Genomic DNA, 24,065 nt, shown 5'->3' with positions numbered 1-24,065 from the left:
CCGGGGACATACGTGGACGCCAGGACGAGGATGGACCGTGCGGACGAAGGCGACGCGCGTAGAAACCGGGTACGGAGTGAACACTTGTCCCCCCAATTTCTACGCGCGTCAATTTCCTGTGCGGGCAGGGCACTTGTCAAGGTTTCGGCCATGTACGGCACCCGGCGGGGAGATGAACCGGGCGGCATGGGGCCAAATCCGTCTAGGCTGAGTCGTCGAGTCGTACGACGGCTTCGAGGCGCCTAGGAGATCCCCCCGATGTCAGACAGCTCCCCCCTGCCGCCGGTGCGGCTGACCTCCGAAGCGGAACTGGCGCGTGACGCGCTGGCCACGCCGGTGCTGTCGCGGGCCGTGCGGCTCGCCCGCTGGGCCGGGCCCGACACCCGCGTGGACGCCGGGGGACAACTGGTCGACGAGCAGCTGCCGGCCGCCGCGCAGGCGCTCGGACTGAGTGGCGACGACGCGGCCGCGTCGGCGAGCGAGGCCTGGCGGGTCGCCGTGGACACGGGACTGATCGAGATCGTCGACGAGGAGGCCGGCACGGTCACCGCGGGCGAGGAGCTGACGCAGCTCACCGGCGGCTCCCCGCACGACGTGCTCGCCGTCTGGCTGGGCGCCCTGGAGACGGTGCTCGCCGACGCGAGCGTGCCCGACCTCGACGACCTGCTCGGCGCCATGGACGAGGGCGGCCCGGTCGACCCCGCCACCCTGGACTGGGACCCCGAGGGCGAGTCCGAGTTCCTCGACGGCGTGCTCGGCAACCTCTATCTGCTGACCGTCGGCGAGGACGGCCCCGGCCCCGCGCCCGTGCCGCTGCCCGCGCTGGCCGCCTCGGTGATCGTGCCCGGCGACATGGCCGAGCCCACCAACGACGTCCTGGAGCAGGTGTCCGACGCGATGATGCGGCTGGACGACCAGTTCCGCGTGCTGGAACCGGTGGGGCTCGTGGAGTACCAGCCGGTCGACGAGGCGCTGATGGCCGACGCCGACGCCGACGACGCGGACGAGCCCGGCGCCGTCGACGACACCGACGTCTCCCGCTACGGCATGGTCCGGCTCACCCCGCTCGGTCTGTACGGGCTGCGCACCCGGCTGCTGGAGGCCGGCATCGACGCACCCGCCGTCGGCGAACTGGCCGACAAGGGCGCCGACGCCCTGCTCGACGGAACGGCAGGCTTCGGGCCGCGCGCCGCGCAGGCCGAGACCGAGCAGTGGCTGACCCGCCGTGAATCCCTCGCCGCGGCACGGGAGTTGCTCGCCGCCGCCCGGGGCTCGGACCACGGCGCGCCGCTGCGCAGGCTGCGCTGCCAGCAGGCCCTGTCCCTCGTCGGCGCCGAGGCCGAACCCGCCCTGCGGGAGGTCCTGGACGACCCCGAGCTGGGCGGACTCGCCCGCGTCTGGCTGACCGAGCACGGCTGTGCGGACGTACCCGCTCCGCCCGAGGCGATGGTCTTCTGGCTCACCGTGGACACCCTGGCCGCACAGCTCGCCGCCGAGGGCGACTCCGCGGAACTGGGCGCTCTCGTCGAGGGTCTCGCCGAGCAGCACAGCGGGTTCTTCGCGGCGGCCTGGCGCGTCGACCACCCGGCCACCGCGGACGTCCTGGAGGCGATGGGGCGCATCCACCCGGACAAGAGGATCGCCAAGGAGGCCCGGAAGGCCGCCTTCAAGGCCCGCTCCCAGCAAGGGGGCTGACGCCGCCCCGCCCCGACGGGCGGGAGAAAGCCGGGTGTTCCGGCCGGTTCGCGTGGCCGGCCGGCGACGGGTCGTACGGATTCATGGAAGCGGGCCCTGCGCGGTCGCACGGTGTTCAAACGGCGTTCACCGCCGGACGTCACCGTTGCGCCGACCCGAGGTCCGCCCCATCCCTCCACGGCAATCCCCCCGTCACAGGAGACAGCATGTCGCTCACACGCAGGGACTTCGCCAGGACCACCGCGATCGCCGGCACCGGCGTCGCCCTCGCGGGCACCGTCGGCGCCCTCTCCAGCGCGCCCGGCGCCCTCGCGTCCGCCGAGACGGAGACCACGGGCGAGGAGTCCGCCGAGAAGCACGGCGGCGTCGGATACGGCCCCCTCCTGCCCGACCCGGACGGCATCCTCGCCCTGCCCGCCGGCTTCTCGTACCGGATCCTCACCTACGCGGGGCGGACCCGACTGGAGTCGGGCGAGTTCACGCCCGCCGACCACGACGGCACCGCCGCCTTCGCCGGCCCGCGCGGCACCACCCTCCTGGTCAACAACCACGAGATGGACGGCCCCCGCTCCGACTACGACCACCCCGTCCCGCTCACCGAGGGCCTGGTCTACGACCCCGCCGCCCCGGGCGGCTGCACGGTCGTCGAGGTGCACCGCGACGGCCGGGTCGCCGAGTGGGTCGGCATCGCCGGCACCGCGAACAACTGCGCCGGCGGCTCCACCCCCTGGGGCACCTGGCTGACCTGCGAGGAGAACTCCGACCGGGCCGGCGAGAACGGCATGACCAAGGACCACGGCTACGTCTTCGAGGTCGACCCCTGCGACCGGCGCGCCAACCGCGCGCCCAAGCCGCTGAAGTTCTTCGGCCGCTACGACCACGAGGCCGTCGTCATCGACCCGCGGCGCGGCCACGCCTACCTCACCGAGGACGCCGACGAGCCCAACGGCCTCTTCTACCGCTGGACCCCGCCGAAGGGCTTCGCCTACGGGCCCGGCCGGTTCCGCACCCTCGCCGACGACGCAGGGGTCCTCCAGGCCCCCAAGTGCTTCAACTCCGGCGGCCACTTCGTCGACGACCTCTCCCGCGCCACCCGCATCGGCACCGTCTACGGCGTCGACTGGGTGGACGTCCCGGACCGCGACGCGAGGACGGTCGCCGTGCGCGAGCAGTTCGGCGCGGGCGAGGTCACCCGCGCCCGCAAGCTGGAGGGCATGTGGTGGGGGGACGGCGGCGCGTACATCGTCTCCTCGTACGCCCGTGAGGAGAGCCCCGTCCAGCACGACGGCCAGGTCTGGTTCTACGACCCCAAGCGCCGCACCCTCACCCTGAAGGTGCTGCTCGGCGTCAACCCCGACCCGTCCAAGGACGGTGCCCTCGACGGCCCCGACAACATCACCGTGTCCCCGTACGGCGGGCTGATCATCGCCGAGGACGGCGAGGGCGTCCAGCACCTGTTCGGCGCGACCGACAGCGGCCGCACCTACCCGATCGCCCGCAACGACCTGAACATCGGCAGCGAGGAGGAGCCCGAATTCAGCGAGTTCACCGGCGTCACCTTCTCGCCCGACGGAAAGACCCTGTACGCCAACATCCAGGAACCGGGCATCATGCTCGCCATCAACGGCCCCTGGAAGCGCCAGAAGCGCTGATTAATTCACTCGCCGGGCACTCGCCGCGCCTCCTACAGTGAGATCACGACGTCACGCACCTCCCGGTGCGTAGGCGGCGGCTACTTCTTCTCTTCAAAGAATCGACGCCGCCGCCGGTTTGATCTCGGGAGGCGCGGCTTCTTGGTGGGTGCCCGGTGCGCAGGCAACGGTTACTTCCTTCGGATCGGACGGTTGCGGGTTCGAATCCCGTCATCGACCACGGGTCGGTGTAGCTCAACAGGTGGAGCATCTGACAAGTCCGTCGCCGCCCTTCGATCTCGGGCACCCTCCTTCTTGCCGCGCCTCCTTTCCGAACGGAACGGAATTCGGGGGAATTCACCATGGCGCGATTCAACACCAGGACATCCAAGGCGCAGCCGACCTCGCGGGTCACGTCGACCGGGCGCGTGCTGCGCAGCCACGAGGGCGGCCGCGGCCAGGAGCGTGACGCGCGCTCCGAGCTCTTCCTGCTCGCCGTCTCCAACTTCGTCTCCCAGCAGACCTTCTACGAGACCGGCGCCGACCGCGACGACCGGTTCGCGCGTCTCGTGCGTGAGCTCGCCGTGACCGACCCGGCGTGGACCGCCGGCCTGCTCGGCTGGCTGCGCGGCGCCGGTCGGATGCGCACCGCCTCCGTCGTGGGCGCCGCCGAGTACGTGAAGGCACGGCTGGAGGCCGGCGCGACCGAGGGCCCCTCGAACCGCCGGGTCGTCGACTCCGTGCTCCAGCGGCCCGACGAGCCCGGCGAGTTGCTCGCCTACTGGACTGCGCAGTACGGCCGGAACATCCCCAAGCCGGTGAAGCGCGGTGTCGCCGACGCCGTGCGGCGGCTCTACGGCGGGAAGGCGCTGCTGAAGTACGACACCGCCGCGAAGGGGTACCGCTTCGGCGACATCCTCAACCTGGTGCACGCCGCGCCGGACCCGGACAAGTCGTGGCAGGGCGAGCTGTTCAAGTACGCGCTGGACCGCCGGCACCACCCGGACACGGCCGTGCCGCCCGCCTCGGCGGGTGTCCTCGTCGCGCACCGCGCGCTGATGGCGCTGCCGGTCGAGGAGCGGCGGGCGGTCGTCACGGGGCCGGACGGGGCCGAGCGGCTCGCGGCGGCCGGGATGACCTGGGAGGCGCTGGCGGGCTGGCTCCAGGGACCGATGGACCGGGCGGCCTGGGAGGCCGTCATCCCCTCCATGGGGGCCATGGCGCTGGTGCGCAACCTGCGCAACTTCGACGAGGCCGGGGTGTCCGACGAGGTCGCCGCGCGGGTCGCGGCGCGGATCAGCGACCCGGCCGAGGTCGCACGGTCGCGGCAGTTCCCCTTCCGGTACCTGGCCGCGTACCGGCACGCGCCGTCGCTGCGCTGGTCGTACCCGCTGGAGCAGGCGCTCGGCCACTCGCTGGCCCATGTGCCCGCGCTGCCGGCGCGGACGCTGGTGCTCGTCGACCGCTCGGGCTCGATGTTCTACTCGCGGCTGTCCGACCGGTCGGAGCTCAGCCGGGCCGACGCGGCGGCGGTCTTCGGTGCGGCGGTCGCGCTGCGGGCGGCGGACGCGGACCTCGTCGAGTTCGGGACGAGCAGCGACCCGGTGCCGTTTTGCACGGGGGAGTCGGTGCTGAAGGTGCTGGAGCGGTTCGGCGACCTGGGGGGCACCGACACCACGGAGGCCGTGCGCCGGCACTACCGCGGGCACGACCGGGTGCTGATCGTCACCGACGAGCAGTTCACCCACCACCGGCACGGCGACCCGACCGACCAGGTCCCGGCCGACGTGCCGGTCTACACCTGGAACCTGGCCGGGTACCGGGCGGGCCACGGGCCGTCCGGGACGGGGAACCGGCACACCTTCGGGGGTCTGTCGGACGCGGCGTTCCGGATGGTGCCGCTGCTGGAGGCGGCGCGGGACGCCGACTGGCCCTGGGGTTCGGCCGGCTGAGGGGCGTGGGCGTCCTGCTCCGGGGCGGGGCAGGGCGAAGTAGCATGCGGCCAGGGTCTCCGGTGTGCGAGGAGTTGCTGGATGACGCAGGTCAAGCCCATGCGTGCGGACGCCCGGCGCAACTACGAGCGGCTGCTGAAGGCGGCGGTGGAGGCCTTCGCCGCGCACGGGGAGGGCGCGTCCCTCGACGACATCGCCAAGCGTGCGGGGGTCGGGTCCGGCACGCTCTACCGCCACTTCCCCACGCGGCAGGCGCTGTTGGAGGCCGCCTACCTGGACCGGATCGAGGCGCTGGCGCTGCGGGCCCACGAGATCGCGCGGGAGCGCCCGCCGGGGCGGGCGCTGGGGGAGTGGCTGGGCGAACTGGGCCTGGGGCTGATCCAGGTGCGGGGGCTGAAGTCCCTGCTGGGCACGGCCGTGACGGGTGACGGGTCGGCCGTGGCCACCGCCTGCGGAACCCGCCTCACCGCGGCCGCGGAGCGGCTGGTGCGGGCGGCACAGGCCGAGGGGACCCTGCGCCAGGACGTCGAGCCGGTCGAGATCCTGCGCCTGACACATGGCCTGGCCACGGCGTCGGAGCTCGCCGGCGGGGGGCGCCCGGACGTGCGGCGCTACCTGACCCTCCTGACGGAGGGCCTGCGCCCGGGGCGCTGAGACCGGCCGACGGAGCGGCGCGGCTGGTGGTCACGGTGGCTGGTGCGGGTCGGTGGGGCGGCGCGGCGGGTGGTTACGGCGACTGGTGAGGGTCGGTGGGGCGGCGCGGCGGGTGGTCACGGTGGCTGGTGAGGCCCGGTGGGGCGGCGCGGTCGGTGGACACGGCGACCGGTCAGGGCCGGTGCGGCGGGCGGTTGCGGGGACTGGTGAAGGCGGGTGGGGCGGCGCGGGCGGTGGTTACGGCGACTGGTGCGGGTTGGTGGGGCGGCGCGGCGGGTGGTTACGGCGACTGGTGAGGGTCGGTGGGGCGGCGCGGGCGGGCGTCGGGTGGGGCGGCGCCCGCCGGTGCCGGTGGGGTGCTCAGAGGGCCTGGGCCGCCGGCTTGACCATGTTGCGGACCGTGCGGGCCTTGACGAAGTCGCCCATGGCCGTCATCTCCCACTCACCGGAGTACTGGCGGATCAGCTTGGCCATCAGCACGCCGGTCTGCGGCTCGGCGCTGGTGAGGTCGAAGCGGACCAGTTCCTCGCCGCTGGCCGCGTCGATCAGCCGGCAGTAGGCCTTGGCGACCTCGGTGAACTTCTGGCCGGAGAAGGAGTTGACCGTGAAGACCAGGCCGGTGACCTCCTGCGGGAGCCGGCCGAGGTCGACGACGATGACCTCGTCGTCGCCGCCGCCCTCACCCGTGAGGTTGTCGCCGGAGTGCTTGATCGCGCCTCCCACGATCTGGAGCTTGCCGAAGTAGCAGCTGTCGATGTGGTTGCGCTGCGGACCGTACGCGATGACCGAGGCGTCCAGGTCGATGTCCCGGCCGCGGTAGGCGGGCTCCCAGCCGAGGCCCATCTTGACCTGGGAGAGCAGCGGGCGGCCACCCTTGACCAGGGAGACCGTCTGGTTCTTCTGGAGGCTGACCCGGCCCTTGTCGAGGTTGATCTTCCCGGCGCCCGGGGCCGGGGCCGGCGGGGCGGCCGGGGGCGCGGGCGGTGTGGCGATGCGGGGGTCCATGGCGGGGGCGGGCGGGGCCACCGGCGGCTGCATCGGGGCCTGCGGCGGGGCGACCGGCTGGGCGGGGGCGACCGGCTGCGCGGGGGCCGCCGGCTCCTCCACCGACACGCCGAAGTCCGTCGCGATGCCGGCCAGGCCGTCGGCGTAGCCCTGGCCCACCGCGCGGGCCTTCCACACGCCGTTGCGCAGGTAGACCTCGACGACCACCAGCGCCGTCTCGGCGCCGAGCTGCGGGGGCGTGAACGTGGCCAGAACGCTGTTGTCGTCGGCGTTGCGGATCGTGGCCGTCGGTTCGACGCCCTGGAAGGTCTGGCCCGCCGCGTCCGGGCTCGCGGTGACGACGATCTTCTCGATGCCCGGGGGGAGGGCGGTGGTGTCGACCGTGATGGCGTCGGGGGCCGTGCCGCCGCCCGAGCGGTAGGTCACGCCCGGGCCGCTGGGCTGGTTGTAGAAGATGAAGTCGTCGTCGGAGCGCACCTTGCCGTCGGCGGTGAGCAGCAGGCCCGATACGTCGAGCCGCACCGGGGCGGCGACGTCCACCGTCACGCGGGCGGTGGAAAGAGGGATGTTCGAGCCGGGGGTCATAGCGGTCATGACCCGAGAACGACCGGGGCCGCTTTACCGTTCCCTTACCGTGCGGCCGATCGGGTCAGCGGCGGTGACGGGGGTGCAGGCGGGCGGCGCGCTCGTTGCCACGGCGGTAGTTTCCCGTCCAGCGGGCCATGACGAGCTGCGGGTCGCCGGCGTCGATCTCGGCGAGGAACCGGGCGGCGCGCGGGCCGCGCAGGGTGGCCGCCGCGCGGCCGTGGTGGGTGACCACGACCGTGCCGTCCGTGTGGACGTCGTAGCGGAAGCCGTGTGGCGGGGGCATGTGCGGCAGGGTAGGGCCCGGACGGCCTGCGGGCCCACCCGTTTTCGCGCCGCCCCGGCACGGGCCGCTACGGCACGACCACGATCTTCCTGCCGACCCCGGAGGCGAACTGCTCCAGGGCCTGCGGGTAGCTGGTCAGCGGCAGCCGGTCGCTGATGAAGACGTCCGGGTCCAGGACGCCGTTCGCGAACAGCTCCGCGGCGCGTTCGAAGCTGTGCAGGACCGCCATCGAGCCCGTGATGGTGATCTCCTGGTTGTAGATGCGGTACGGGTCGATGCTCACGCGCGTCGCGTAGTCCGCCACGCCGAACTGGAGGAACGTACCGGCCTTGGCGACCCGGTCCAGGCCGTCCTGGATCGCCGCCGCGTTGCCGGTGGCGTCCACCACCACGTCCCAGCCCTGCGGCCGGTCCAGCTCGTCGGCGCCCGCCGCCGCCCCCGTGACGCCGAGGCGGCGGGCGGTCTCCAGCCGGGCCGGGTTCAGGTCGACCACGTCCACGCTCGCGGCGCCCGTGCGCTTGGCCAGCTCCAGCATCATCAGGCCCATCGTGCCCGAGCCGTAGATCAGCACGTGGGCGCCCAGACGGGCGCGCAGGACGTCGTATCCGCGTACCGCGCACGAGAGCGGCTCGACGAGGGCCGCGTCCTGGGTGCGGATGTGCTCGGGCAGCTTGACGCAGTTCGCCACCGGCGCCACCGCGTACTGGGCGGCGCCGCCTGCCGTGGTCACGCCGATCGCGGCCCACCGTTCGCAGAGGTTGTTGTGGCCGTCGCGGCAGTAGCGGCACTCGTGGCAGTACAGCGACGGGTCCACGGCCACCTGGTCGCCGGGTGCCACCTCGGTGACCTGGGTGCCGACCGCCACCACCGCGCCGGCGAACTCGTGTCCCGGCACGATCGGCAGCTTGGGCGCGAACTCGCCCTGGAGGATGTGCAGGTCGGTGCCGCACAGGCCGCACGCGGCGACCTCGACGACGACATCGCGCGGGCCGGGCGTCGGGTCCGGGACCTCGGTGACGACGGCCCTGCCCACGGACTCGATGACGGCGGCCTTCATTTCACGGCTCCCAACGACAGGCCCTGGACCAGTTTGTCCTGGGCGGCGAACCCCGCGGCGAGCACCGGCAGGGAGATGACGAGCGACGCGGCGCACACCTTGGCCAGGAACAGGCCCTGGCTGGTGATGAAGCCGGTCAGGAAGACGGGGGCGGTCTCGGCCACCACCCCCGTGAGGACCCGGGCGAACAGCAGCTCGTTCCAGCTGAAGATGAAGCAGATCAGGGCGGTGGCGGCGATGCCGGGCAGGGCCATCGGGGCGATGACGCGGGCCAGCACCGTGGGGAGGCGGGCGCCGTCCACCCGGGCCGCCTCGATCACGGCCACCGGGACCTCGGCCAGGAACGACTGCATCATCCACACCGCGATCGGCAGGTTCATGGACGTGTAGAGGAGGACCAGCAGCCAGATGTTGTCGAGCAGCCCGGCGTTCTTGGCGAACAGGTAGATCGGCAGCAGGCCCGCCACCACCGGCAGCATCTTGGTGGACAGGAAGAAGAACAGCACGTCGGTCCATTTGCGCACCCGCCGGACGGACAGCGCGTACGCGGCCGGGAGCGCCAGCAGCAGGACCAGGAGCGTCGAGGCGACCGACGCGACCGTCGAGTTGATCAGGGACGGCCAGGGGCTGGCCCCGCCGCCGGCGCCGAAGAACTCGCGGTAGCCGTCGAGCGTGAGCGCGGCGCCGAAGGACGGCGGGTTGGTCGCCGCGTCCTGTTCGGAGTGGAAGGACGTCAGGGCCATCCACGCGACGGGCAGGAAGAAGACGATCCCGGCCAGCCAGGCCACCAGGCCCAGGCCGGCGCCCTTACGGGGGGCACGTCGGACGCGTACGGCGTTGCCGCTCATCCGCGGCTCACCTCCTCGCGGAACAGGGACGACACCACGCGCAGGGCGAAGGTCGCGATGACGATGGAGCCGATGACCACCACGACGCCGGCGGCCGAGGCGAGGCCGTTCTCGTGGGCCTGGTAGAAGCTCTGGTAGACGGTGTAGGGGAGGTTCGCGGTGCCCAGGCCGCCGGACGTGATGGTGAAGACCGCGTCGAAGTTCTGGACGATGTAGATCGAGCCGAGCAGGGCGCCGAGTTCGAGGTAGCGGCGCAGGTGCGGGAGCGTGAGGTGGCGGAAGACCTGCCAGTCGCTCGCCCCGTCCACCCGGGCGGCCTCGATCTGCTGCGGGTCCCGGCTCTGCAGTCCGGCCAGGATGATCAGCATCATGAACGGGGTCCACTGCCAGACCAGGGACGCCTCGACCGCGAGCAGCGGGGTGTCGGAGATCCAGTCGGGCTGTGGGCCGCCCACATAGTGCAACAGCCCGTTGAGCAGGCCGTATTCGGGGTTGTAGAGCACATGCTTCCAGAGGAGTGCGGCCGCGACGGGGACCACCAGGAACGGCGCGATCAAGAGGGTGCGCACCACGCCCCGGCCCTTGAACCTGCGGTCCAGCAGCAGCGCCAGCAACAGGCCGAGGAGCAGGCTGACCACGACGACGGTCACGGTCAGCAGGATCGTCGTCCACACCGAGCTGCGCAGGTCCGCGTCGGTGAGGACCTGGCGGTAGTTGTCGACGCCGGCGAAGCGACGGGCGTCGGGGTAGAGGGCGTTCCAGTCGAAGAAGGAGATCACCAGCGTGGCCACGAAGGGCAGCTGGGTCACGGCGATCATGAAGATCAGGGCGGGCAGGAGCGGCGCCCGGGTGGCCCAGGCCCGCAGACGGTCCGACGGCTCGCGGTTCCTCGTCGGGGCGGGTGGCGCGGCCACGGGGGCCGTGGTGGTGGCGGTCATCGTCCCTCGTACTCCTCGGAGATGCGCTCGGCGAGCTGCTGGGACTTCTTCAGGGCCGCGTCGACGGACTGGCGTCCGGCGATGGCCGCGCTGATCTCCTGGGAGACCTTGGTGCCGAGGTCGGTGAACTCGGGGATGCCGACGAACTGGATGCCGGGGGCGGGCCGCGGCTGCACACCGGGGTCGTTCGGGCGGGCACCCTCGATGGCCTCCTTCGTCATCTCCTGGAAGGCGGCGGCCTCGGCGCGGTAGTCGGGGTCGGCGTACGTCGAGGCGCGCTTGCCGGCCGGTACGTTCGACCAGCCGATCCGGTCGCCGACCAGCTGCTCGTACTCCTTGCCGGACGCCCAGGAGACGAACTGCCAGGCCTTGTCGGTGTTGCGGGACGCCTGCTGGATGCCCCACGCCCAGGTGTAGAGCCAGCCGGAGGAGTCGGTCTTCTCGACCGGCGCGGGGGCGTAGCCGACCTTGCCCTTGACGGGGGAGTCGGCGGACTCCAGGGATCCGGCCGCGGAGGTGGCGTCGTACCACATGGCGACCTTGCCCTGGGTCATGTTGTTGAGGCACTCGGCGAAACCGGACTGGGCGGCACCGGACTGGCCGTGCTCACGGACCAGGTCGACATAGAACTTCGTCGCCTTCTGCCACTCGGGGGAGTCGAGCCGGGCCGTCCAGTTCTCGTCGAACCAGGTGCCGCCGAAGGTGTTCACCACGGTCGTCAGCGGTGCCATGACCTCGCCCCAGCCGGGCAGGCCGCGCAGGCAGATGCCCTTCATGCCGGAGTCGGCGCCGTCCACCTGCGCGGCCAGGTCGGCGACCTGGGTCCAGGTGGGGTGCGCGGGCATCGTCAGGCCCGCCTTCTCGAACACGTCCTTGCGGTACATCAGGAAGGAGGACTCGCCGTAGAAGGGCTGACCGTAGAGCTTGCCGTCGTCGCCGGTCAGGGACTGGCGCATGGGGCCGAGGACGTCCTGCTCGTCGTAGCCGGGGTCGTCGGCGACGTAGGAGTCCATCTCCCGCAGCCAGCCGTTGCGGGCGTAGATCGGTATCTCGTAGTTGGAGAGGGTGGCGACGTCGTACTGGCCCGCCTGGTTGGCGAAGTCCTGGCTGATCTTGTCGCGGACGTCGTTCTCCGGCAGCACGGTGAAGTTCACCTTGATGCCGGTCTCCTTGGTGAAGTGGGCGGCGGTGAGCTTCTGGAGCTCGACCATCTGCGGGTTGTTGACCATCAGGACGTTGATCGAGTCGCCGCCCGACCCCGCCCCGCCCGCTCCGACCCAGCAGCCGGAGAGCAGCGGGGCGAGCAGCGTCCCTGCGGCGACCGCGGCGAGCGTGACTCGCGGCCTCCGTCGGCTCTGGGTTCGCATGGATCGCTCCTGAACATGTGGGGAGTTGCTGAAAAGGGAAGTAGGTAGAGGGGGATAGCGGATGTAGCGGGAGATAAAGGGCATCACGGGGTGTGAGGGGCCCGTCGAGGGGGCTGTCGGGTGGTCAGACGCGGATGACCTGGGGGACGAGCAGGGAGTAGCGGTGCGCCTCGGCGGTGGGCAGCAGGGTGCTGGTGACGATCGCCTCCAGGGCGCCGACCTCGGCGAACCGGCAGAAGCTGACCGCGCCGAACTTGGTGTGCACGCCGGCGAAGACCGTGCGCCGCGCGGCCCGCACCGCCTGCGCCTTGACCTCGCTGACCGCGGGGTCGGGAGTGGTCAGGCCGTGCTCCCGGGAGATGCCGTTGGCGCCGATGTAGGCGAGGTCGACCACGAAGCCGGCGAGCATCTTCGTCGTCCAGTGGTCGACGGTGGCCAGGGTGCCGGGGCGGACCCGGCCGCCGAGCAGCAGCACCGAGCACCCCTCCCGCTCGGCGAGTGCGCCGGCCACCGGCAGGGACGCGGTGACCACGGTCAGCGGCCGGTCCGCGGGGAGCGCCTCGGCGATGAGCTGGGGGGTGAACCCCTCGTCCACGAAGATCGTCTCGGCGTCCCCGAGCAGCTCGGCGGCGGCGGCCGCGATCCGGCGCTTCTCCGGCACATGGCTGGTGGCGCGGAAGGCGAGGGTGGTCTCGAAGCCCGCGCTCTCCACGGGGTAGGCGCCGCCGTGGGTGCGGCGGACCAGTCCGTGGTCCTCCAGTGCGCGCAGATCCCGCCGCACCGTCTCCTTGGCCACGCCCAGCAGGGTGGCGAGCGCGGTGACGTCGACGGAGCCGGCTGCCCGCGCGGCGCGCACGATCTCGCGCTGCCGTTCTTCCGCGGTTCTGTTCATGGCTGTCACCCGCCTTCTCTCCTGCGCTGCCCGTTCGGGCCCTGTGGGGAAGTTCTACAGCGGGTGCGAGGTGGTGACCAGGTCTGTCAGGGGAGTGATGGTGCCCGGGTGTGCCCGTTCGGTCTTGGGCGCGACCGGTCGTGCGGGCAGCGGCCGAGTGTCGTCGGCAGGTGTGTTGTGGCTGGCCGCGCGGTTCCCCGCGCCCCCTACGGTGCCGCTGACCCGTTGCCCGAGGTGTGCCCGGATGCGGGGGCGGGCGAGCCCGTTTCCTGCCCGTCCGCCCCTGCCATGGCTGAGATCTCGTCAGTACGGCCAGATCGGCGGGTCGGTCACGAAGTGGCCGCCCAGGCAGGCGTGCGCCGGATTCGCCGGGTCGAGCTCGCCCTGCTCGGCGACGAGCCCCTCGGCGTACGGCTCGGAGTCGTCCTGCGGCTCGTAGCCGAGCGCGCGTGCGGTGGACAGGTCCCACCACAGGCGGGTGTTCGCGGAGGAGCCGTAGACGACGGTGTGGCCGACGTTCTCGGCGGTCAGGGCGGCGTGGAAGAGGCGGGCGCCGTCGGCGGGACTCATCCACACCGAGAGCATGCGCACGCTGGTCGGTTCCGGGAAGCAGGAGCCGATGCGGACGGAGACGGTCTCGATGCCGTGCTTGTCCCAGTAGAGCTGCGCGAGGTCCTCGCCGAACGACTTGGACAGGCCGTAGAAGGTGTCCGGGCGGCGCGGGGCGTCGATCGGGATGAGCGGGTCGTCGCCCTCGGGGCGCGGGGTGTAGCCCACGGCGTGGTTGGAGGAGGCGAACACGACGCGCGGGACGCCCTCCTCACGGGCCGCCTCGTACAGGTTGTAGGTGCCCTCGATGTTCGCCTTGAGGATCTTCTCGAACGGAGCTTCCAGGGAGATGCCCGCGAGATGGACGATCGCGTCGACACCACGTACGGCCTCGCGCAGGGCCGCCCGGTCGGCCAGGTCCGCGGTGATCGCCTCCGGCGCGCCCTCGACGGGACGCAGGTCGAGCAGGCGCAGCGTGTACCCGTGTGCCGGGAGCAGGTCCCGCATCAGGGTGCCGAGCCCGCCGGCGGCGCCCGTGAGCAGAACGGTGCGGGGGGCGTTGCGGGGAGCGTTGCGGGGAGCGGGCATTCTCGGGGTCTCCTTGCAGGGGCTCCATGACCGGGCGGCCGTATGTGTGCACGGAATTCACATCCGTGGACACGCTAAGGAGCGGGGCCGCGCCCGTCAAGGGGCGCGCGGAGGGAGGGAATCCGCTGGTGCATCGGGGGTTGACCTGCTTGACCCCCCGTAGGTCGCCACCTTAGCGTGAGCATGTTCAGGAATGTGGACGCGAAACATGAATATGGACCTTGGAGAGCCTGTGACGCCACCTCCGCTCGCCGCCCGCCTCAGCGTCCCCAGCGGGCCGCTGTTCTTTCCGGTCACCGCCTACGGACCCGACGGTTCCCTGCACCTCGACGCCTATCGCGCCCATGTCCGCCAGGGGGTCGAGGCCGGGGCCGCGGCCGTCTTCGCCTGCTGCGGAACCGGCGAGTTCCACGCGCTCACACCGGAGGAGTTCGAGACCTGCGTCCGGGCGGCGGTGGAGGAGACGGCGGGACGCGTGCCGGTGGTCGCCGGCGCCGGGTACGGCACCGCGCTCGCCGTGCGCTACGCCCGGATCGCCGAAGGGGCCGGGGCGGACGGACTGCTCGCCATGCCGCCGTACCTCGTGGTCGCCGGCCAGGAGGGCCTGCTGCGGCACTACCGGGAACTCGCGTCGGCCACCGCCCTGCCGGTCGTCGTCTACCAGCGCGACAACGCCGTCTTCACCCCCGAGACCGTCGTCGACCTCGCCCGCACGGACGGGATCATCGGCCTGAAGGACGGCCTCGGCGACCTGGACCTGATGCAGCGGATCGTGAGCGCCGTACGCACCGAGGTCCCCGGCGACTTCCTCTACTTCAACGGCCTGCCCACCGCCGAGCAGACCCAGCTCGCCTACCGCGCCGTCGGTGTCCCGCTCTACTCCTCGGCCGTCTTCTGTTTCGCCCCGGAGATCGCCCTCGCCTTCCACGCGGCCCTCGCCTCGGGTGACGACGCCACCGTCCACCGTCTGCTCGACGGCTTCTACCGGCCGTTCGTGGAACTGCGCGCCCAGGGCCGCGGATACGCGGTCTCCCTGGTCAAGGCGGGCGTGCGGCTGCGCGGGCTCGACGTGGGCGAGGTGCGGCCCCCGCTGCACGAACCGGGCGAGGACCACGTCAAGCAGCTCGCCCAGCTGATCGAGCGCGGCCACGCGCTGCTGGAGGAGGGCCGGTGAGGGCCTCGGCGTTCCTCTACCCCTGGGACGTCAACGGGGACCCGGGCGCCCCGGCCCGGATCGCCGCGCTCGGCGTGGACCAGGTGACGCTCGCCGCCGCCTACCACTCCACGCGCGCGCTCACGCCCCGCCACCCCCGCCACCGCGTGGTCACCGCCGAGCACGCCGCCGTGCTCTACCCGGCCGGCGCCCGCTGGGAGGGCCGCCCCCTGCGCCCCTACCCGGCCGGCGGCTGGGCGCCCGGCGACGCGTACGGAGAGGCGGCCGCCGCCCTCGCGGAGACCGGCCTGGAGGTGCACACGTGGGTGGTCCTCGCGCACAGCTCCCGGCTGGGCGCCGAGCACCCGGACACCTCCGTCGTCAACGCCTACGGCGACCGCTATCCCTGGGCGCCCTGCATCGCACAGCCCGCCACGCGCGCGTACCTCGTCGAACTGGCCGCGGAGGCCGCCGTACGGCCGGGCGCGCGCGGCACCGAGCTGGAGTCCCTCGGCTGGTACGGCCTCGCCCATCTGCACGCCCACGACAAGATCGCGGGCGTCGCCCTCGGGGACGCCGGCCAGTACCTGATGTCGCTGTGCTTCTGCCCCGCCTGCCGGGACGGCTACGCCGCCCAGGGGCTCGACCCCGGCCGGCTGGCCGACGCCGTACGCACCGCGCTGGAACCGGTGTGGCAGGGCGCGCCGTCCGACGGCGGCTGGGCGGGCGTCGGAAAGCTGCTCGGCGAGACCCGGGCGGCCGGCACGCGCGCGTGGCGCGACGAGAGGGCACGCACCCTCCAGGAGGCGGCGGTCGCGGCGGTCCGCGCCGCCGCACCCGAGGGCTTCCAGGTCCTCCTGCACGCGGATCCGGTGTCGTACCACTGCGGTGCCAACGCGGGCGTCGACCCCGCCCACATCCTGTCCGTCGCGGACGGCGTGGTCGTGCCGTGCACGGGCGGGGCGGGCCCACTGACGCCGTTCGCCGAGCGGGCCCCCGAGGGCGCCGTGCTCGCCGCCAACTTCACCGTCGTCTCCGGGATGGGCGGACGCCCCGCGACCCTGGCCGAGGACGCCGCACGCGCGCGTGCCGCCGGGGCCACGGAGCTTCGGCTCTACCACGCCGGGCTGGCGTCGGACGGCGACCTCGCGGCGGTACGGGAGGCGCTGAGGGCGAACTGAATCGGCGTCAGGAGCAGGAGGGGCCGTCCGGCACGGGCAGCGGGCGGTGGGGGAGGAGCCGGGCCAGGACCGCTCCCACCACGCGTGAGCATTCCGGCCAGGACCGCTTCCACCACGGGTGCGGTGGGAGCCCGGTCCGGGACCGATGCTTCGCACGGGCAGCGGGCGGTGGTGGAGGAGCCGGGCCAGGAGCGTTCCCTTCACGGGTGAGCATTCGGGCCAGGACCGCTCCCACCACGGGTGCGGTGGGAGCCCGGTCCGGGACCGATGCTTCGCACGGGCGGCGGGCGGTGGGGGAGGAGTCGGGCCAGGACGCTCCCGCCACGGGTGAGCAGTCGGGCCAGGACCGCTTCCACCACGGGTGCGGTGGGAGCCCGGTCCGGGACCGATGACTTTCGCGGGTGCGGTGGGTCCACCCTCCAGGACCCACTTCGAGGAGCACCCGATGACCGACCCGACCACCCCCTTCGACCTCGGCCCGCAGACCCGGATCGTCGCGGACATCGCCGCCGGTGTGACCGACGAACAGCTCGACGACCCGACTCCGTGCCCCAAGATGGCGGTGCGCAACCTGCTGGGGCACCTGCTGGGGCTCTCCGTCGCCTTCCGGGACGCCGGCCGCAAGGCGCTCGGCCCGACGACCGACACCGACCCCGGCCAGGCCCTGCCGGACGTCGGCCCCGACTGGCGCGAGGAACTGCCCAAGGTCCTCGACGAACTCGCCGACGCCTGGCGCGACCCGGCCGCCTGGACCGGGATGACCCGCGCGGGCGGCGTCGACCTGCCCGGCGATCTCGCGGGGGTGATCGCGGCCGACGAACTGCTGATCCACGCCTGGGACCTGGCCCGGGCCACCGGCCGGCCCTACGCACCGGACCCGGCGACGTTGCGCGCGTCGTACGGCTTCCTGCTCGCGGCGGCCGAGGAGACGGACCGCGACGGGAGCCTCTTCGGTCCCGTCGTCGCCGTCCCGCGGGACGCGCCGCTGCTGGACCGGGCGGTGGGGCTCAGCGGCCGGGACCCGGGGTGGCGCCGCGCCGGGTGACGCCGAGTCGGTGTCGCCGAACTCGGTCGACCTGCTTGTGCCGGAGGCATTGACGAACCACAGGGGCGCTCCTACCTTCGACGCGTCATACGTCGTACGTCATATATGAGACGTGATACGCGAGATCCGAGAGGCGCGCATGACCTCTGTGCCCACGCCGATCCCCTCCCGCACGCAGTACGTGCTGGAGGAGATCAAACGCCGTATCCTCACCGGTCGGCTGACGCCCGGTCAGGCCCTGGTGGAGACCGACCTCGCCGCGCAGTTCGGGGTGTCGAAGACCCCCGTGCGCGAGGCGCTCAAGACGCTCGCCGGGACCGGACTGGTGGTGATGAGCCAGTACAAGGGCGTCACCGTGCGCATGGTGGACGCGGACATGGCGCGCGAGGTCTACGACGTGCGGCTGCTGCTGGAACCGGAGGCGTTGCGGCGCTCCGTACGGCGTGGTGCCGCCCTCGACGCCGCGGCAGCCGCGCTCGCCCTCGCCGACGAGGCCGCCGACGCCGCCGAACGGTCCCTGGCCAACCGGGAGTTCCACCGCGCCCTCTACCTGCCCTGCGGCAACCCCCTGCTCGGCCGGATGCTCGACGAGGTCCGCGACCAGGCCGCCCTCGTCTCCGCCGTCGCCTGGGCCGCCGACCCGTCCTGGGAGCGGGAGGCCGCCGAGCACCGGGAGATCCTCCGGCTGGCCCGGGACGGGGACGCCGACGGCGCCGCGCGCGCCCTGCACGCGCACATCGCCTCGTTCGTCGCGCGTGCCTTCCCCGACGCCGACGCCGACGCCGACGCCGACGCCGGTGACGGTGACGGGGTCGCGGCCGGGGCCGGGGCCGGGGCCCGGGGAGAGGGCGGCCCGGCATGACCACGGCCTTCGAGACCCAGCGCGAGGCCCTGGCCGACGTGGTGGCGATCCCGGTGACCCCCTTCGCCGAGGACGGCTCCGTCGACCCGGACACCCACCGCGCCCTGCTGCGGCGACTGCTCGACGGCGGGATCAGGACGCTCACGCCGGGCGGCAACACCGGCGAGTTCTACGCCCTCACCCCGCGGGAGCGCCGCCTCGTCACCGAGCTGACCCTCACCGAGGCCGGGGACCGCGCGGTGGTCCTGGCCGGCGTCGGCCACGACGTGCCCACCGCCGTCGCCGACGCCCGGCACGCCCGGGAGCACGGCGCCCGGATGGTGATGGTCCACCAACCCGTCCACCCCTACGTCTCGCAGCACGGCTGGGTCGACTACCACCGCGCGATCGCCGAGGCCGTCCCGGAGCTGGGCGTGGTCCCGTACCTGCGCGACGCGCGGCTGCACGGCTCCCGCCTGGCCGAACTCGCCGACGCCTGCCCCAACGTCGTCGGCGTCAAGTACGCCGTCCCTGACGCCGCCCGCTTCGCCGCCTTCGCCCGGGACGCGGGGCTCGATCGGTTCGTGTGGGTCGCCGGCCTCGCCGAGCCGTACGCCCCGTCCTACTTCTCCGCGGGCGCCACGGGCTTCACCTCCGGCCTGGTCAACGTCGCCCCGTCCGTCTCGCTGAACATGATCGAGGCGCTGCGCTCCGGCGACTACCCGGCCGCCATGAAGGTCTGGGAGCAGATCCGCCGCTTCGAGGAACTGCGCGCCGCGAACGGCTCAGCGGACAACGTCACGGTCGTCAAGGAGGCCCTCGCGTCCCTGGGGCTGTGCCGCCCCGACGTCCGCCCGCCCAGCAGACGGCTGCCGGCGAGCGGGCGCGCCGAGGTCGCCGCCCTCGCCGCCGGGTGGTCGGCGTGACCGCCAGGAAGCTCCCGGAGGAGCTCAGGAGCCACCAGTGGTACGGCACGGAGGGCCTGCGCTCCTTCAGCCACCGCGCCCGGACCCGCCAGCTCGGCTATCTGCCCGAGGAGCACCTGGGCAAGCCCGTCGTCGCGATCCTGAACACCTGGTCCGACATCAACCCCTGTCATGTGCACCTCCGTGAGCGTGCCCAGGCGGTGAAGCGGGGTGTCTGGCAGGCGGGCGGCTTCCCGCTGGAGTTCCCGGTCGCCACGCTCAGCGAGACGTTCCAGAAGCCGACCCCGATGCTCTACCGCAACCTCCTCGCCATGGAGACCGAGGAACTGCTGCGGTCGTACCCGGTCGACGGGGCGGTGCTGATGGGCGGCTGCGACAAGTCCACGCCGGCCCTCCTCATGGGGGCGGCCAGCGTCGACCTGCCGACCGTCTTCGTGCCCGCCGGGCCGATGCTGCCCGGCCACTGGCGGGGCGAGGTGCTTGGCTCGGGCACCGACATGTGGAAGTACTGGGACGACCGGCGCGCCGGCCTCATCGGCGACTGCGAACTGGCCGAACTGGAGAGCGGTCTGGCCCGCTCGCCCGGCCACTGCATGACGATGGGCACCGCGTCCACCCTCACCGCCGCCGCCGAGGCGCTCGGCGTGACCGTGCCCGGCGCCTCCAGCATCCCGGCCGTGGACTCCGGGCACGACCGGATGGCCGCCGCGGCCGGCCTGCGGATCGTCGAACTGGTCCACCAGGGCCGCACCTTGAACGCCATCCTCACCCGCGACGCCTTCGAGGACGCCGTCACGACCGTCCTCGGCCTCGGCGGTTCCACCAACGCCGTCATCCACCTCATCGCCATGGCGGGCCGGGCGGGCGTCCGGCTCACCCTCGACGACTTCGACCGTGTCGCCCGCACGGTGCCCGTGCTCGCCGACGTCCGCCCCGGCGGCCGGAAGTACCTCATGGAGGACTTCCACTTCGCGGGCGGCCTGCCCGGGTTCCTCTCCCGCATCCCGGACCTGCTCCACCTGGACCGGCCCACCGTCTCGCACGACACCCTGCGCGAACAGATCGCCGGCGCCCAGGTGCACGACGACGACGTCATCCGGCCCCGTGACAACCCGGTCGCGCCCGAGGGCGGCGTCGCCGTCCTGCGCGGCAACCTCTGTCCGGACGGCGCCGTCATCAAGCACATCGCCGCCTCGCCGCACCTGCTCCGGCACAGCGGCCGCGCGGTCGTCTTCGACGACTACCGGACCATGCAGCGGACCATCGACGACCCGTCCCTGGACATCACGGCGGACAGCGTGCTGGTGCTGCGGGGCGCCGGGCCCAAGGGCGGCCCCGGCATGCCGGAGTACGGCATGCTGCCGCTGCCCGACCATCTGCTGAAGCGGGGCGTCCGGGACATGGTGCGGATCTCCGACGCCCGGATGAGCGGCACGAGCTACGGCACCTGCGTGCTGCACGTGGCGCCCGAGTCCCACGTCGGCGGCCCGCTCGCCCTGGTCAGAACCGGCGACACCATCACCCTCGACGTCCCCGCACGCACCCTGAGCCTCGACGTGGACGACGCCGAGCTGGCCCGCCGCCGGGCGCGGTGGACGCCGCCGCCCGTGCGGTACGAGCGCGGCTACGGGGCGCTCTACACCGAACAGATCACCCAGGCGGACACCGGCTGCGACTTCGCGTTCCTCGCCCGACCGGGCACGGTGCGGGACCCGTACGCGGGCTGAAGGCACGAACCCGGCCGCGGCACCGTGCGGTCGAGATCTCGAACGATGATCGGAAAGCGCTTCACCGAGCCGCACCGCGCCCCACCCAGAACGGAGAGACTGTCATGGCCCACGCCGCAGCCGTGGCGAAACCGCCCGCGCCACCGGGGCGGCGCCGTACCTCCGCCACGCCGCGCGGACTGCCGTATCTGCTGATCGCCCCGGCGGCCCTGCTGATGCTGGGCTTCATCGCGTACCCGGTGCTCAGTGTCTTCTACTACAGCCTCCAGGAGTACAACCCGACCAAGCCGTGGCGGAACGGCTTCGCGGGCCTCGACAACTTCGTCCACGCCTTCACCGAGGACCCGGTCTTCTGGGACTCGCTGGTCTTCAGCGCCCAGTGGGTCGTCGTCGAGGTCGGGCTCCAACTGCTCCTCGGGCTCGCCCTCGCCCTGATCGTCAACCAGACCTTCGCGGGCCGCGCGCTCGGGCGGGCCCTCGTCTTCTCCCCGTGGGCCGTCTCCGGCGTCCTGACCTCCGTGATCTGGGTGCTGCTCTACAACTCCCAGACAGGCGTCACCCGATACCTCGCGGATCTCGGCGTCGGCTCCTACGGCACCAGCTGGCTGTCGGACACCTCCACGGTCTTCCCGGCGGCGGTCGTCGCCGAACTGTGGCGCGGCGTGCCCTTCTTCGCCATCCTCATCCTCGCCGACCTCCAGTCCGTCCCGAAGGACCTGTACGAGGCGGCAGAGGTCGACGGGGCGAGCCGGCTCAGGCAGTTCTTGCACATCACGCTGCCGCACCTGAGGGACGCCATCGTGCTCTCCACGCTGCTGCGCGCGGTGTGGGAGTTCAACAACGTCGACCTGCTCTACACCCTCACCGGCGGCGGACCGGCCGGCGTGACCACCACGCTTCCCCTCCACGTCGCCAACACCGGTGTCGACGGCCACGACTTCGGCTACGCCTCGGCCCTGACCACGGTCGCGTTCGTGATCCTGCTCTTCTGCTCGATCGCCTATCTGCGGCTGAGCAAGTTCGGAGGTGAGGCCAGGTGAGCACCCTCGACGAGGCCACCGTGGCCGCTCCGCCCGTCCGGCGCACCGTGCCCGGGCCGCGGCGTCCGGCCGGGCGCGGCCGCCGCGCCTGGGACGAGGCCCCGCGCTGGCAGATCTACCTGCCGCTCTCGCTCTACCTGGTCTTCACCCTCGTCCCGTTCTACTGGATCCTGCTCTTCGCCCTGCGCCCGACGGGCTCCACCTCCCTCGTCCCCTGGCCGATGACCCTCGACCACTTCGAGAAGGTGTGGACCGAGCGCGGCTTCGGCACCTACTTCCAGAACAGCGTGTACGTCGGCCTGGCCACGCTGGCGCTCACCACCGGGGTCGCCCTGGCCGGCGGTTACGCGCTCGCGCGGTTCGACTTCCGGGTCAAGCGGGTCTTCGTGCTCGGCCTGCTCTGCTCCCAGTTCGTGCCCGGCGCGCTGCTGCTGGTGCCGCTGTTCGAGATCTTCGCCGAGCTCCGGATGATCAACTCGCTGGGCAGCGTCATCCTCGCGGAGAGCGTCTTCCAGCTGCCGCTGTCGATGATCCTGATCAGCAACTTCATCAAGAACGTGCCGTACTCCCTGGAGGAGGCGGCCTGGGTCGACGGCTGCGACCGGCTGACCGCCTTCCGGGTCGTGGTGCTGCCGCTGCTGCGGCCGGGCCTCATCGCCGTCGGCTCCTTCGCCTTCGTGCACTCCTGGAACCACTTCCTGTTCGCCCTGATGTTCCTCAACAACCAGCAGAAACAGACCATCCCGGTCGGCCTGAACACCCTGATGAGCGCGGACAGCGTCGACCTGGGGGCCCTGGCCGCGGGCGGCATCGTCGCCGCGGTGCCGGTGGTGCTCGTGTTCGCCTTCATCCAGAAGTGGCTGATCACCGGGTTCAGCGCCGGGGCGGTGAAGGGATGAGCGAGGTGTGTGCCACCGCCGTACCCGCCGTACCCGTAGTACTCGCCGGCGCCCGCGGCCACGGCCGGTGGCACCTGGCCAACATCCGCCGCCTCCAGGACGAGGGCCTTGTCCGACTCGTCGGCATCTGTGAGCCGACTCCCCTCACCGAGGAGGAGTTCGGCGCCGGACCCCCCGCCCAGTCGGCCGACCTCGGCGCCCTGCTGGACAGCACCAAAGCCCGCGTCGCCGTGATCAGCACCCCCATCCCCACCCACACCGACCTGGCGCTGACGGCGGCCGGCCGGGGCGTCCACGTCCTGCTGGAGAAGCCACCGGCCCCCTCCTACGCCGAGTTCCGCCGGATGGCCGACGGGGTGGCCGGGGCGGGCGTCGCCTGCCAGATCGGGTTCCAGTCGCTGGGCTCGCACGCCCTGCCCGCGATCCGCGAACTGATCGCCGACGGAGCGATCGGCACCCTCGAGGGGGTCGGCGGGGCCGGGGCGTGGGCACGCGACGAGGCGTACTACCGGCGGGCGCCGTGGGCGGGCCGGAGGCGGCTGCACGGCGCCGACGTCGTCGACGGCGCCCTCACCAACCCGCTGGCGCACGCCGTCTCCACCGCCCTCGCCCTGGCGGGGGCCGCCCGCGCCGAGGACGTCGAGACGATCGTCACCGAGCTGTGGCGGGCCAACGCCATCGAGGCCGACGACACCTCCTGCGTCCGGATCACCACCGCCCAGGGCCGACCGGTCACCGTCGCCGCCACCCTGTGCGCCGAGCGGCCGCGCGAACCGTACGTCGTGGTGCACGGCAGCCGGGGCCGGATCACCTTCTGGTACAAGCAGGACCGCGTGCTGCTCCAGCGGGTCGGCCAGGGCCCGCAGGAGTACGTGTACGGCCGCACCGACCTGCTGGAGAACCTGGTCGGCCACCTCACCGCCGGGAGCGCGCTGCTCGCCCCGCCCGACGCGACGGGCGCCTTCATGCGGGTGGTGGAGGCGATCCGGCTGGCGCCCGACCCGGCCCCGCTGCCCGACGCCGCCTGGCGGCTCGTGCCCGGCGGGCACCGGCGGGTCGTGCCCGGCGTCGAGACGGTGGTCGAGGCCGCCGCCGACACCCTCGCCCTGTACTCGGAACTCGCGGCGCCCTGGGCCGCCCCGCACGAGGCGAGCACCCGATGACCGGCCACGCCGACGGGCACCCCAGCCGCGAACGGGCCGCCGC

Annotated in this window: 21 protein-coding genes; 13 read left to right on the top strand and 8 right to left on the bottom strand. The window is 72.7% G+C overall.

What is annotated here, in order from left to right; genetic code table 11:
- The first annotated feature begins 258 nt into the window (after nucleotides 1-258).
- From ACIP2X_RS23135 to ACIP2X_RS23120, 4 genes are all read left to right on the top strand, one after another.
- Nucleotides 259-1,695, top strand: a complete 1,437-nt coding sequence (locus tag ACIP2X_RS23135) for a hypothetical protein (RefSeq protein ID WP_401676069.1) — start codon at nucleotides 259-261, stop codon at nucleotides 1,693-1,695.
- A 206-nt stretch (nucleotides 1,696-1,901) separates the two neighbouring features.
- On the top strand, nucleotides 1,902-3,347 hold the full coding sequence (locus ACIP2X_RS23130) for an alkaline phosphatase PhoX (protein ID WP_401676067.1): 1,446 nt from the start codon (nucleotides 1,902-1,904) through the stop codon (nucleotides 3,345-3,347).
- A 341-nt stretch (nucleotides 3,348-3,688) separates the two neighbouring features.
- A complete protein-coding gene (locus ACIP2X_RS23125) occupies nucleotides 3,689-5,278 on the top strand; it encodes a TROVE domain-containing protein (protein WP_401676065.1) in 1,590 nt (529 codons plus the stop codon).
- A gap of 81 nt (nucleotides 5,279-5,359) precedes the next feature.
- A complete protein-coding gene (locus tag ACIP2X_RS23120) occupies nucleotides 5,360-5,932 on the top strand; it encodes a TetR/AcrR family transcriptional regulator (RefSeq protein ID WP_401676063.1) in 573 nt (190 codons plus the stop codon).
- 360 nt (nucleotides 5,933-6,292) lie between these two features.
- Here the strand turns inward: ACIP2X_RS23120 and ACIP2X_RS23115 are convergent, their stop codons facing one another.
- From ACIP2X_RS23115 to ACIP2X_RS23080, 8 genes are all read right to left on the bottom strand, one after another.
- The gene (locus ACIP2X_RS23115) at nucleotides 6,293-7,522 is read right to left on the bottom strand and encodes a TerD family protein (RefSeq protein WP_401676556.1); all 1,230 of its coding nucleotides are present in this window, start codon (nucleotides 7,520-7,522) and stop codon (nucleotides 6,293-6,295) included.
- Between the two features lie 64 nt (nucleotides 7,523-7,586).
- Nucleotides 7,587-7,808: a hypothetical protein gene (locus tag ACIP2X_RS23110; RefSeq protein WP_401676061.1), complete on the bottom strand. Its 222-nt coding sequence runs from the start codon at nucleotides 7,806-7,808 to the stop codon at nucleotides 7,587-7,589.
- Between the two features lie 67 nt (nucleotides 7,809-7,875).
- Complete coding sequence (locus ACIP2X_RS23105; protein WP_401676059.1) at nucleotides 7,876-8,865, bottom strand: zinc-dependent alcohol dehydrogenase family protein; 990 nt, start codon at nucleotides 8,863-8,865, stop codon at nucleotides 7,876-7,878.
- Nucleotides 8,862-9,713, bottom strand: coding sequence for a carbohydrate ABC transporter permease (locus ACIP2X_RS23100; protein WP_401676057.1), 852 nt, complete (start codon nucleotides 9,711-9,713; stop codon nucleotides 8,862-8,864). The genes ACIP2X_RS23105 and ACIP2X_RS23100 overlap by 4 nt, the downstream gene beginning before the upstream one ends.
- A complete protein-coding gene (locus tag ACIP2X_RS23095) occupies nucleotides 9,710-10,651 on the bottom strand; it encodes a carbohydrate ABC transporter permease (protein WP_401676055.1) in 942 nt (313 codons plus the stop codon). Before ACIP2X_RS23095 ends, ACIP2X_RS23100 begins: the two co-directional genes overlap by 4 nt.
- Entirely contained in the window at nucleotides 10,648-12,018 is a 1,371-nt protein-coding gene (locus ACIP2X_RS23090) for an ABC transporter substrate-binding protein (RefSeq protein WP_401676053.1), read from the bottom strand. Before ACIP2X_RS23090 ends, ACIP2X_RS23095 begins: the two co-directional genes overlap by 4 nt.
- Nucleotides 12,019-12,142: 124 nt before the next feature.
- Complete coding sequence (locus tag ACIP2X_RS23085) at nucleotides 12,143-12,910, bottom strand: DeoR/GlpR family DNA-binding transcription regulator (protein WP_401676051.1); 768 nt, start codon at nucleotides 12,908-12,910, stop codon at nucleotides 12,143-12,145.
- 303 nt (nucleotides 12,911-13,213) lie between these two features.
- Complete coding sequence (locus tag ACIP2X_RS23080) at nucleotides 13,214-14,047, bottom strand: NAD-dependent epimerase/dehydratase family protein (protein ID WP_401676049.1); 834 nt, start codon at nucleotides 14,045-14,047, stop codon at nucleotides 13,214-13,216.
- Between the two features lie 232 nt (nucleotides 14,048-14,279).
- Between ACIP2X_RS23080 and ACIP2X_RS23075 the strand changes: the two genes are divergently transcribed.
- The 9 genes from ACIP2X_RS23075 to ACIP2X_RS23035 all read left to right on the top strand — a co-directional run bounded on the left by ACIP2X_RS23075 (nucleotide 14,280) and on the right by ACIP2X_RS23035 (nucleotide 24,022).
- Nucleotides 14,280-15,221, top strand: a complete 942-nt coding sequence (locus tag ACIP2X_RS23075) for a 5-dehydro-4-deoxyglucarate dehydratase (protein ID WP_401676047.1) — start codon at nucleotides 14,280-14,282, stop codon at nucleotides 15,219-15,221.
- On the top strand, nucleotides 15,218-16,381 hold the full coding sequence (locus tag ACIP2X_RS23070) for a hypothetical protein (protein ID WP_401676045.1): 1,164 nt from the start codon (nucleotides 15,218-15,220) through the stop codon (nucleotides 16,379-16,381). The genes ACIP2X_RS23075 and ACIP2X_RS23070 overlap by 4 nt, the downstream gene beginning before the upstream one ends.
- 445 nt (nucleotides 16,382-16,826) lie before the next feature.
- Entirely contained in the window at nucleotides 16,827-17,426 is a 600-nt protein-coding gene (locus tag ACIP2X_RS23065; protein ID WP_401676043.1) for a TIGR03086 family metal-binding protein, read from the top strand.
- Between the two features lie 139 nt (nucleotides 17,427-17,565).
- The gene (locus tag ACIP2X_RS23060) at nucleotides 17,566-18,288 is read left to right on the top strand and encodes a GntR family transcriptional regulator (protein ID WP_401676041.1); all 723 of its coding nucleotides are present in this window, start codon (nucleotides 17,566-17,568) and stop codon (nucleotides 18,286-18,288) included.
- The gene (locus ACIP2X_RS23055) at nucleotides 18,285-19,193 is read left to right on the top strand and encodes a dihydrodipicolinate synthase family protein (RefSeq protein ID WP_401676039.1); all 909 of its coding nucleotides are present in this window, start codon (nucleotides 18,285-18,287) and stop codon (nucleotides 19,191-19,193) included. The genes ACIP2X_RS23060 and ACIP2X_RS23055 overlap by 4 nt, the downstream gene beginning before the upstream one ends.
- A complete protein-coding gene (araD, locus tag ACIP2X_RS23050) occupies nucleotides 19,190-20,920 on the top strand; it encodes an L-arabinonate dehydratase (protein WP_401676037.1) in 1,731 nt (576 codons plus the stop codon). Before ACIP2X_RS23055 ends, araD begins: the two co-directional genes overlap by 4 nt.
- Before the next feature lie 104 nt (nucleotides 20,921-21,024).
- Nucleotides 21,025-21,960 carry a carbohydrate ABC transporter permease gene (locus ACIP2X_RS23045; protein WP_401676035.1) on the top strand — a complete coding sequence of 312 codons (936 nt, stop codon included), beginning with the start codon at nucleotides 21,025-21,027 and terminating at the stop codon, nucleotides 21,958-21,960.
- The gene (locus tag ACIP2X_RS23040; RefSeq protein ID WP_401676033.1) at nucleotides 21,957-22,859 is read left to right on the top strand and encodes a carbohydrate ABC transporter permease; all 903 of its coding nucleotides are present in this window, start codon (nucleotides 21,957-21,959) and stop codon (nucleotides 22,857-22,859) included. The genes ACIP2X_RS23045 and ACIP2X_RS23040 overlap by 4 nt, the downstream gene beginning before the upstream one ends.
- Nucleotides 22,856-24,022, top strand: coding sequence for a Gfo/Idh/MocA family protein (locus ACIP2X_RS23035; RefSeq protein ID WP_401676031.1), 1,167 nt, complete (start codon nucleotides 22,856-22,858; stop codon nucleotides 24,020-24,022). Before ACIP2X_RS23040 ends, ACIP2X_RS23035 begins: the two co-directional genes overlap by 4 nt.
- Nucleotides 24,023-24,065 lie beyond the last annotated feature (43 nt).

Origin of the sequence: Streptomyces sp. NPDC089424 (assembly GCF_044749345.1) — a bacterium.
Classification (GTDB): Bacteria; Actinomycetota; Actinomycetes; order Streptomycetales; family Streptomycetaceae; genus Streptomyces.
Note: the sequence above shows the minus strand (reverse complement) of the source record. Positions and strands in the feature narration are given on the sequence as shown.